Origin of the sequence: Pseudomonas sp. NBRC 111139, assembly GCF_001753955.1 — a bacterium.
GTDB lineage: Bacteria > Pseudomonadota > Gammaproteobacteria > Pseudomonadales > Pseudomonadaceae > Aquipseudomonas > Aquipseudomonas alloputida.
Window position 1 is genome coordinate 1 of record NZ_BCBP01000120.1, and the last position, 9322, is coordinate 9322.

9 protein-coding genes are annotated in these 9322 nt (G+C 63.4%); 5 read left to right on the plus strand and 4 right to left on the minus strand.

Translation table 11 applies throughout. The features are described from left to right. A partial coding sequence (locus BJQ17_RS28950) for an acetolactate synthase large subunit (RefSeq protein ID WP_060546717.1) occupies positions 1–1553 on the minus strand: 1553 nt, incomplete at its 3' end. Positions 1554–1738: 185 nt separating this feature from the next. On the opposite strand from BJQ17_RS28950, the gene BJQ17_RS28955 reads away from it, so the two are divergent. Next, on the plus strand, positions 1739–2620 hold the full coding sequence (locus BJQ17_RS28955) for a LysR family transcriptional regulator (RefSeq protein ID WP_004374921.1): 882 nt from the start codon (positions 1739–1741) through the stop codon (positions 2618–2620). Here BJQ17_RS28955 and BJQ17_RS28960 read toward each other — a convergent pair. Further along, positions 2605–3264, minus strand: coding sequence for an alpha/beta hydrolase (locus BJQ17_RS28960; protein ID WP_004374923.1), 660 nt, complete (start codon positions 3262–3264; stop codon positions 2605–2607). The two genes, BJQ17_RS28955 and BJQ17_RS28960, sit on opposite strands and share 16 nt — an antisense overlap. 269 nt (positions 3265–3533) lie before the next feature. Here BJQ17_RS28960 and BJQ17_RS28965 point away from each other — a divergent pair, with 269 nt between their 5' ends. The 3 genes from BJQ17_RS28965 to BJQ17_RS28975 all read left to right on the plus strand — a co-directional run bounded on the left by BJQ17_RS28965 (position 3534) and on the right by BJQ17_RS28975 (position 6724). After that, positions 3534–4718, plus strand: coding sequence for an MFS transporter (locus tag BJQ17_RS28965; RefSeq protein ID WP_033725485.1), 1185 nt, complete (start codon positions 3534–3536; stop codon positions 4716–4718). 62 nt (positions 4719–4780) lie between these two features. Further along, positions 4781–5632: a LysR family transcriptional regulator gene (locus tag BJQ17_RS28970; protein ID WP_070096969.1), complete on the plus strand. Its 852-nt coding sequence runs from the start codon at positions 4781–4783 to the stop codon at positions 5630–5632. Positions 5633–5728: 96 nt separating this feature from the next. Continuing rightward, a complete protein-coding gene (locus BJQ17_RS28975) occupies positions 5729–6724 on the plus strand; it encodes an aldo/keto reductase (RefSeq protein ID WP_010954243.1) in 996 nt (331 codons plus the stop codon). Here the strand turns inward: BJQ17_RS28975 and BJQ17_RS28980 are convergent. Continuing rightward, on the minus strand, positions 6717–7979 hold the full coding sequence (locus tag BJQ17_RS28980; protein WP_070096970.1) for an ATP-binding protein: 1263 nt from the start codon (positions 7977–7979) through the stop codon (positions 6717–6719). The genes BJQ17_RS28975 and BJQ17_RS28980 overlap by 8 nt on opposite strands. Next, entirely contained in the window at positions 7976–8677 is a 702-nt protein-coding gene (locus BJQ17_RS28985; RefSeq protein ID WP_004374934.1) for a response regulator transcription factor, read from the minus strand. The genes BJQ17_RS28980 and BJQ17_RS28985 overlap by 4 nt, the downstream gene beginning before the upstream one ends. Before the next feature lie 197 nt (positions 8678–8874). Between BJQ17_RS28985 and BJQ17_RS28990 the strand changes: the two genes are divergently transcribed. Beyond that, positions 8875–9322 (plus strand): POTRA domain-containing protein (locus tag BJQ17_RS28990; protein ID WP_083285129.1); only part of this gene is annotated, 448 nt, incomplete at its 3' end.

Here is a 9322-nt window from a genome sequence, read left to right on the forward strand (position 1 = left end):
GGGGTCTTGATGCAGTGCTCCAGCAGCGGCAGCAGGCCTTCGGCGCTTTCCACGCGGTGGCCGTTGGCGCCGTAGGCTTCGGCATACTTGACGAAGTCCGGGTTGCCGTAGTCCAGGCCGAAATCGGTGAAGCCCATGTTGGCCTGCTTCCAGCGGATCATGCCGTAGCCGTCGTCACGCAGGATCACCACGGTGATGTGCATGCCCAGACGTACTGCAGTTTCCAGTTCCTGGCTGTTCATCATGAAGCCGCCGTCACCACACACCGAGATTACCGGGCGGTCCGGGTGCACCAGGTGCGCAGCCATTGCCGATGGCAGGCCGGCGCCCATGGTCGCCAGGGCGTTGTCCAGCAGCACGGTGTTTGGCTTGTGCGCTTTGTAGTTGCGGGCGAACCAGATCTTGTAGATGCCGTTGTCCAGGGCGACGATGCCTTCGGACGGCAGTACACGACGGATGTCAGCCACCATGCGCTGTGGGTAGACCGGGAAGCGGTCGTCGTCGGCGCCTTCGGCGATCTGTGCTTCGTTGGCTTCACGGATGGCCATCAGGCGGGTGAAGTCCCAGTGCGACGTGTCGTTCAGTGCTTCACTGATCTGCCACACGGCGTTGGCGATGTCGCCGATCACTTCTACTTGCGGGAAGTACACAGCATCGACTTCGGCAGAGCGGAAGTTGATGTGGATGACTTCGGTGCCGCCACGGACCATGAAGAACGGCGGCTTCTCGATCACATCGTGGCCAATGTTGACGATCAGGTCGGCGGCTTCGACGGCGCGGTGAACGAAGTCGCCCGACGACAGCGCAGCGTTGCCGAGGAAGCGCGGGTGGCGCTCGTCGACCACGCCTTTACCCATTTGGGTGGTGATGAACGGGATGCCGGTCTTGTCGATCAGTTGCTTGAGGACCTTGGCGGTCATCTTGCGGTTGGCACCGGCACCGATCACCAGGATCGGGTTACGCGCGTTCTGCAGTTTCTCGACGGCAGCTTCAATGGCCACGTGCTCGGCCAGCGGGCGGCGGTGCAGGCTGCGCGGGATCGGCAGCGCGTCGGTCTGCTCGGCGGCGATGTCTTCCGGCAGCTCCAGGTGCACCGCACCCGGCTTTTCTTCTTCGGCCAGGCGGAAGGCTTCGCGCATGCGGGCCGGGATGTTGTCGGCCGAGGCGAACTGGTGGGTGTACTTGGTGATGGGGTCCATCATGCCGCACACGTCAATGATCTGGAAGCGACCCTGCTTGGACTTCTTGATCGGCTTCTGCCCGGTGATCATCATCATCGGCATGCCGCCCAGGTAGGCGTAGGCGCTGGCGGTCACCAGGTTGGTGGCACCAGGGCCGAGGGTCGACAGGCTGACGCCGGTCTTGCCGGTCAGACGACCGTAGGTGGCAGCCATGAAACCTGCAGACTGCTCGTGACGGGTCAGTACCAGCTTGATCTTCGACTTGCGCAGGGATTCGAGCAGGTCGAGGTTTTCCTCACCGGGAATGCCGAATACATACTCGACACCTTCGTTTTCCAGGCATTGCACAACGACATCGGCGGCCTTGGCCATTTGGGGTACTACCTCAAAATCTTTGTGGGATTGCAGATTTATTAAGCTGCGTGACTGAGATGTTGCAGGATGTCTCAGTGGCGCGCATCGTAGGCCCTCTGGTTAATAATAATAAATATATTGTTATGATGCTTAGCATCACAGTTCGTTATGAATGCATCTCGCATGAAAGGTAGCACCCCTCAATGAACCTCAAGGCATTGCGCTGCTGTGTCGAAATCGTCCGGCAAGGCAGCTTCACCAAGGCCGCGCAGCACCTGCACATCGCCCAGCCAGCGCTGAGCATGGCCGTCACCCGGCTGGAAGAAGAACTGGGGGTAACCCTGTTCAACCGCACCACGCGCAAAGTGATCCTCACGGCAGAAGGCGAGCAGTTCTTGCCGCGCATTGCCTCTGCCCTGCGCGAAATGGACGTTGCCCGGCAAGAGCTGCGCGACATGGCCGACCTCAAGCGCGGTGAAGTGCGCCTGGGTATCCCGCCGATGTTCGGCCTGCACTACGTCCCCGGGTTGATGAACGCCTTCCGCAAGTCGTACCCGGGCATTGCCATGACCGTGTTCGAAGGCAGTGCCGAAGACATTGGCCATCGCCTGGAGCAACGGGAAATCGACCTGGCGCTGCTGGAGTCCCGGCGTGTACCGCCGGACAAGGAGTCGATCCTGCTGGGCAGCGACGAGATGCTGGCGTGCATGCACCCGGATCACCCCTATGCCGGCAAGGCCTACCTCACCGCCGAAGACCTGCGCAATACCGACATGGTGGTGTTCGATCGCACCTTCGTTCAACGCCATCTTCTGGATGCGTTCTTCGCCGAACATGGCATCACTTACCAGGTGGCGCTACAGAGCAACTTCGTCTCGCTGGTGGTGCAGGCCGCGCTGGACAACATGGGGGTGGCGACCCTGCTGCGCTCGGTGCAGCAACGCACGCCAGGCATCGTCGGCGTGCCGTTCCGGCCAGCACAGCAGATGAGTTTCCGCTTGTGCTGGCGCTCGGGGGAATACCTGTCGCTGGCCAGCAAGCGGTTTATCGATTTTGCTGCACAGACGCATTACCTGGAGCGGTGAGTACCAGTCTTCTGGGCGAGATGAGCAATCACCTGCTCCGCGGCACGCCCCAGGCAGCCTTTGAAAAAGTGATTGGCACCGGCGTATACCGACACTGCCCGTTGTTCAGGGCCAGCCCATTGCAGCAGGTTGGCCAGCGGTGCCATTTCATCCTGTTCACCATGGAGTAACAGGCAATCCCCAGGCAGCGGCAATGGCTCGTAATAGCGCCCTCCCGGTACATCCCCCACCGGCAGCCCCATCAATGCGACTGCCTGCAACTGCCCTTCCAGCGCACAGGCAACCCGGGCGAACACGTAGGCCCCAAAGGAAAACCCGACCAGCGCTACCGGCAGCTCGGGCTGTTGCTGATTGAAGTGACGGATGACCGCGATGCAATCCTCGGCTTCACCGATGCCCTGGTCGTGCGCGCCTTGCGTCTGCCCCACCCCACGAAAGCTCGGCCGTACCACTTGCCAGCCGGCTGCACGCAGCTGCCGTGCCAGGGTCAGTGGCACGATATGCCGTGGGCTACCGCCCAGCAGCGGTTGCGGATGGCTGACCAGCACCAGCCCTTTGGGTGGTCCGTCGGGGTAGTCGATCAACAGCTCGATCTGGCCGACGGCCCCATCGATAAGCAGCGGGTTGCGCGGGGTATCTGACATTGCAGTTGTCCTTGTGAACCGAGTGCGTGGCGCGTGTACACACCGTTTGCCGAGGGTTGGCGCGTCACCGCCCGCAGTCTAAAAGAGCAGGCGTACCCGCTGCCACAGGATCCCGTCACTTCAGCCAGGGGCATAGCAAGCGCGCCCGCACACTGAGCAGGAAACGGGCTGCAACGTCGCGGAAGCCGGGGCAGCATCCTCGACGTTGCAGCCATCGATTGACTATTATCCCGCCTTGAACGTTTCAGCATGTTTCAATAGGGATACAAATGTCAGTCCAGGAACGCCCCCCGCTCCCCAGTAAACACACCGTCGCCAAGATGGAAGCCGCCATGGCACTGGGCAGCTTTGCCATCGGCACCGGCGAATTCGCCATCATGGGCCTGATGCCCGACATTGCCAGCAATTTGCAGTTGAGCGAGCCGCAGGTGGGCCATGCCATCAGCGCGTATGCGCTGGGGGTGATGGTTGGCGCACCGACACTGGCCATTCTCGGTGCCAAACTGTTGCGCAAGCACATGCTGCTGCTGTTGATGCTGCTGTATGCCGTGGGCAACCTGGCCACGGCCTTTGCCCCCTCGTTCGGTGGCCTGGTCACATTTCGTTTCATCAGCGGCCTGCCCCACGGCGCCTACTTCGGCATTGCCGCAGTGGTCGCCTCGAGCATGGTCGCCAAGGATCAGCGCGCGGGGGCGGTTGCCCGGGTAATGATGGGCCTGACCTTGGCCATGTTGCTCGGCAACCCGGTTGCCACCTTCCTGGGCCAGTACTTCGGTTGGCGTTCGGCATTCGTGCTGGTCGGCGCGATCGCCCTGTGCACCATCGCCCTGGTCTGGCGTTTCGTGCCCCAGCGCCACGACGAAACACGCAGCGACCCGCGCAAGGAGCTACAGGCCTTTGCCCTCCCACAGGTATGGATGGCGCTGGCCATCGCTTCGATCGGTTTTGCCGGCATGTTCTGCGTGTTCAGCTACCTGGCACCGACCATGCTGCACGTGACCCAGGTGTCGCCACAGTGGATTCCGTTTGGTCTGGCGGCGTTCGGCGTGGGCGGTATCGTCGGCAACATCGCTGGCGGCAAGCTGTTCGACCGCCTGCAGTTCCGCGCCGTGGGCTTGGTACTGATGTGGTCGGTCGCCGTGCTGCTGTTCTTTACCTTCGCCGCCCAGGCGCTGTGGAGCCTGCTGCTGGGCATCGGCCTGGTGGGCACCATGATCGCGCTGGCGGCACCGCTACAGATCCGCCTCATGGACATTGCCCATGAGGCACCTAGCCTGGCAGCGGCGTCGAACCATGCGGCGTTCAACCTGGCCAATGCCCTGGGGCCATGGCTGGGAGGCATGGCGATCACTGCCGGCATGGGCTGGACCAGCACCGGGTACATCGGCGCCGCGACTGCGCTGGTTGGCCTGGGCATCTACCTGGTGGCGCGGCGGATGAAAGGCGGGCATTGAAGCCGGCAGGGTCATAAAGGGTTACCCTACCCCTTTATGCACCCGCCACTGCCGAGTCATTCATGTTCGATTGGGAAGACCTGCGCCATTTCTCCGCCTTCAGCTCGGCCGGCTCGCTGTCGGCCGCTGCCAAGACCCTGAGTGTCGACCACGCCACCGTGGCCCGGCGCATCGCCTCGCTCGAAGCTTCGCTCAAGCTCAAGCTGGTCGACCGACGTCCCCGCGCTTATGCCCTCACCCACGAAGGCCAACGTGTTGCGGAACTCGCCGAGCAGATGGCCATGTCCTCTTTTGCCCTGGAGCATTTCGCCAGCGCCGGCCAACAGACAGTGGAAGGCGAAGTGGTGCTCTCGGCACCACCGGCGCTGCTGGGCAGCATCGTCGCCCGGCGCCTGGGCGAGCTGTACCAGCGCTACCCACAGCTGCGCCTGAAGCTGGTAGGCAGCAAATCCAAGGCATCCTTGGTCCGCCGCGAAGCTGACATCAGCATCGCCCTGGCCAGGCCGACAGAGCCAACTCTGGTGGTCAGCCTGCTGGGGCACCTGGATTACCGGCTGTATGCCTCGCCCGGTTACCTGGCCAGCGCAACGGTCAGGCGCTACATCGGCTACGACGAGTCTCAGGCCCGTTCCCCACAACAGCAATGGCTCAACCTCCAGGCCGGCCAGCAGCCGTTCGCATTGCACAGCAATGACCTGCGCATCCAGGCCCAAGCCTGTGCCGGCGGCATCGGCATCGCCTGCCTGCCCGCGTTCATGGCACAGGAACACGGTCTGAAAGAAGCAGGCAGCGCCCAACAGACAATGAGCATCGAAATCTGGCTGGCCGTGCATGAAGACGTGCGCGCCACGCCGCGGATCAAGGCGGTTACCGACTTCCTTCAGCAACAGGTGCGGCCGCTGCTACGCTTGTGAATTCTTGCAGATGGCGCATGCATCAATACGGAATTTTCGCCCAACCCTGCCAGCGTTAGGCTAACTCCATCACTCACGCCCTTGAAGGAGACGACGATGCAGTACGTAAAGCTGGGTAGCACTGGGCTGGACATTTCAAGGCTGTGCCTGGGCTGCATGACCTTCGGTGAACCCGACGCCGGCACTCATCCCTGGACCTTGGGCGAAGACGCCAGCCGGCCGATCATTCGCCATGCCGTCGAGCAAGGCATCAACTTCTTCGACACTGCCAACAGCTATTCCGCCGGCACCTCGGAAATCATCCTCGGCAAACTCCTGAGGGAGTTTACCCGCCGCGAAGAAACCGTGATCGCCACCAAGGTGTTCTTCCCTGCCAACATGTGGGAAGGCGCCAGCCGGCCCAATGAGCAAGGCTTGTCACGCAAGGCGATCATGGCCAACATCGACGCCAGCCTCAGCCGCCTGGGCACAGACTACGTCGACCTTTACCAGATCCACCGCTGGGACTACCACACCCCCATCGAGGAAACCATGGAAGCTCTGCATGATGTGGTCAAGGCCGGCAAGGCGCGCTACATCGGTGCATCGTCGATGTATGCCTGGCAGTTCGCCAAGGCGCAGCAGGTAGCCGCCAACCATGGCTGGAGCCGCTTCGTGTCGATGCAGAACTACCTCAACCTGATCTACCGCGAAGAAGAGCGAGAAATGATCCCGCTGTGCCTGGATCAAGGCGTCGGCCTGATGCCCTGGAGCCCGATGGCGCGCGGCCGCCTGACCCGGCCGCATGGGCAGCAAACCCAACGCACGCGCACCGATGTGTCCGGGCAGTCGTTCTATGAAAAGACCGAGGTGGAGGACGGCCGGGTAATCGATGTGGTCGAGCAGATCGCCAGCGAACGGGGGGTGCCGATGGCCCAGGTTGCGCTGGCCTGGGTGCTGGGTAGGGCCGGCGTTAGCGCCCCTATCGTCGGCGCCTCGAAGCCCGCCCACCTGGACGATGCCCTGGGCGCACTGTCACTGCAGCTGAGCGAGGACGAGGTGGCGCGCTTGCAGGCCCCTTACGTTCCCCACGCGGTCACCGGCTTCAAGTAGCAATGGCTTGCGGCAGTTCGATGCGTACCCGCAAGCCCCCTGTGGCGGCGGCCAGCGCGGTGATGCTGCCACCGTGCAAGGCGATGGCACGCTGGGCGATCGCCAGCCCCAGGCCGAAGCCGTCGCTGCTGTCGGTGCCACGGTCGAACGGTTCGAAGATGCGCTGCAGGCGCGCCGGGTCGACGCCCGGGCCATGGTCGCTGACGCACACCTGCAACCATTGCCCACCTGGTGCCGGTGCGGCCTCCACCAATACCGCCGTGCCGGGCTTGGTGTAGCGCACGGCATTGCGGATGACGTTCTCGAAAGCCCGGTACAGGAGCTCTTCATGGCCATGCATGAGAAACGCGCCCTGAGCCAGCAAGGACACCTGGCACTGCTTCATGCCTGCCTCGAAACGGGCATCCTCGACGATCTGCGCCAGCAGTTCGACCACATCCACGCTGGCGAAGTCACTGTTGCCTTGACGGGACTGGGCACGGGCCAGGGTCAGCAGTTGCTCGATCAGGTCGTCCATGCGCCGCGACTCGCGCTCGACCCGCTCCAGCATGTCGGGCCGGTCGGGTTGCTGGCGCATCAGGCCGATGGCGGCATGCATGCGGGTAAGCGGTGAGCGCAGCTCATGGGAAATATCATGCAGCAGGTTCTGCTGGGCCTGCACCAGGGCCTTGAGCTGGCCGGCCATGCGGTCACAGTCCTCGGCCAGGTCGACGATTTCGTCACGGCGCTTGCCCAGCCGCGGCCTGACCCGCACATCGAAACGGCCTTGGGCAACCTGGCCCATGGCCTCGCGCAGCCAGGTCAGCGGCCGGGTCAGGTAAAAGCTGCACAACAGCGCGAACAGCGCGCTCATCACCGCCCCTGTCACAAACGGGCCAAGGTTGCGTGGGCGCGGTGCCATACCGACACGGGTGGCCACCGAAGCGCGCAGCACCAGCGGGCGGCCGTCACGGTCGAGCAGTGCCTGCTCGAAACGCGCCACGTGCACCGTTTGGCCAGCCAGCAAGCGGCCTTGATCGTCGTAAAGGCCTACTTGCACATCCTGCGGCTGTGGCGACACGTCCAGCAACTGGCGGCCGGCCCGCTCGCCATGCCGTTCGAGCATTTGCAGCTCGGTGGCCAGCAGCGAACGCAGCCCGGGGGTATCGCCGCGCAGCTCATTGAGCATGAAGGCCCCCGCCCCCACCAGGAAGGTCAGGGTGTTGGCCAGCCAGAACGCCAGGAACAGCTTCCAGAACAGACGCCGGCGCATCATTCGACGATCAGCATGTAGCCCATGCCGCGCACGCTCTGTATCCAGCTGCTGCCATCGGCACGCGGGCCAAGTTTTTGCCGGATGCTGCTGACGTGCACATCGATGCGTCGGTCATAACGGGTCAGTGGCCGGCCCAGGGCATTGAGCGACAGGTCCTGCTTGCTGACCAGCTGACCGGCCTGGCGCGCCAGGGCTTCGAGCAGGCTGAACTCGGAGCCGGTCAATTCCAGCGTGGCTGCGCCCCAGCGTGCCTCGCGCCGCCCCGGCCACATTTTCAATGCACCGCTGCGTACCTGTTCAGGTACCTCGGGCGCGCTGGTTTCACCCATCAGGTGTGGCTTCACGCGGCGCAGTATCGCCCGCAGGCGCGCCACCAGCTCGCCAGGAGAGCTGGGCTTGGGTACATAGTCGTCGGCACCCAGCTCCAGGCCGGCGATGCGGTCGATGTTGTCGCCACGGGCCGTCAGCAGCAGTACCGGCACCTGGCTGCGCGCGCGCACGCGGCGTAACACTTCGATGCCCGAAATGCCGGGCAGCATGACGTCCAGCACCACCACCTGGAAGTCACCGGACAACGCCTGGGTCTCGCCTTCTTCGCCGGTGTCCACGGCCGTTGCCTGGAAGCCTTCGCGCGCCAGGTACAAAGAGAGCATTTCGGTCAGTTCGCGGTCGTCGTCGACCAGCAGCACAGGGATCATCAGGGCCAGATATCGCAATTGCAGGGGGAGTAATGATCGCCCTACGCGCCGGCACTGTCACCGCCGGCCGGTCGGACTTTACACATCTTTACCCTCGGCTAACCGCGCCGTACACAGCCCGCCCGTATCCTCATCGCCCGCTGCTTGCGGGTTGCCCGCGCTCGCCTCCCTCCAAATCCGCTTGTCTGGAACCCCCGATGAACTACCCGCGCCTGTTGCTCTCCATCCTGCTGCTGAAAGCCACGCTGGCCCAGGCCTCACCGTTCAGGATCGCCGACATTCGCGTCAACGGCCTGCAGCGGGTTTCCGCTGGCAGTGTGTTCGGTGCCTTGCCGCTGAACGTTGGCGACCAGGCCGACGACCGCCGCCTGGTGGACTCGACGCGTTCCTTGTTCAAGACCGGGTTCTTCCAGGACATCCAGTTGAGCCGCGATGGCAATGTGCTGATCATCAACGTGGTCGAGCGCCCGTCGGTGTCGAGCATCGAGATTGAAGGCAACAAGGCGATCAGCACCGAAGACCTGATGAAGGGCCTGAAACAATCGGGCCTAGCCGAAGGCGAGATCTTCCAGCGTGCCACCCTCGAAGGTGTGCGTAACGAGCTGCAGCGCCAGTACGTGGCCCAAGGCCGCTACTCGGCCGAAG

What these genes read in the sequence shown, in the direction of transcription:
- BJQ17_RS28975 (WP_010954243.1), top strand. Translation starts at nt 5,729, where the DNA reads ATGCAGTACGTAAAGCTGGGTAGCACTGGGCTGGACATTTCAAGGCTG.
- BJQ17_RS28965 (WP_033725485.1), top strand. Translation starts at nt 3,534, where the DNA reads ATGTCAGTCCAGGAACGCCCCCCGCTCCCCAGTAAACACACCGTCGCC.
- BJQ17_RS28980 (WP_070096970.1), bottom strand. Translation starts at nt 7,979, where the DNA reads ATGATGCGCCGGCGTCTGTTCTGGAAGCTGTTCCTGGCGTTCTGGCTG.
- BJQ17_RS28955 (WP_004374921.1), top strand. Translation starts at nt 1,739, where the DNA reads ATGAACCTCAAGGCATTGCGCTGCTGTGTCGAAATCGTCCGGCAAGGC.
- BJQ17_RS28985 (WP_004374934.1), bottom strand. Translation starts at nt 8,677, where the DNA reads ATGATCCCTGTGCTGCTGGTCGACGACGACCGCGAACTGACCGAAATG.
- BJQ17_RS28970 (WP_070096969.1), top strand. Translation starts at nt 4,781, where the DNA reads ATGTTCGATTGGGAAGACCTGCGCCATTTCTCCGCCTTCAGCTCGGCC.
- BJQ17_RS28960 (WP_004374923.1), bottom strand. Translation starts at nt 3,264, where the DNA reads ATGTCAGATACCCCGCGCAACCCGCTGCTTATCGATGGGGCCGTCGGC.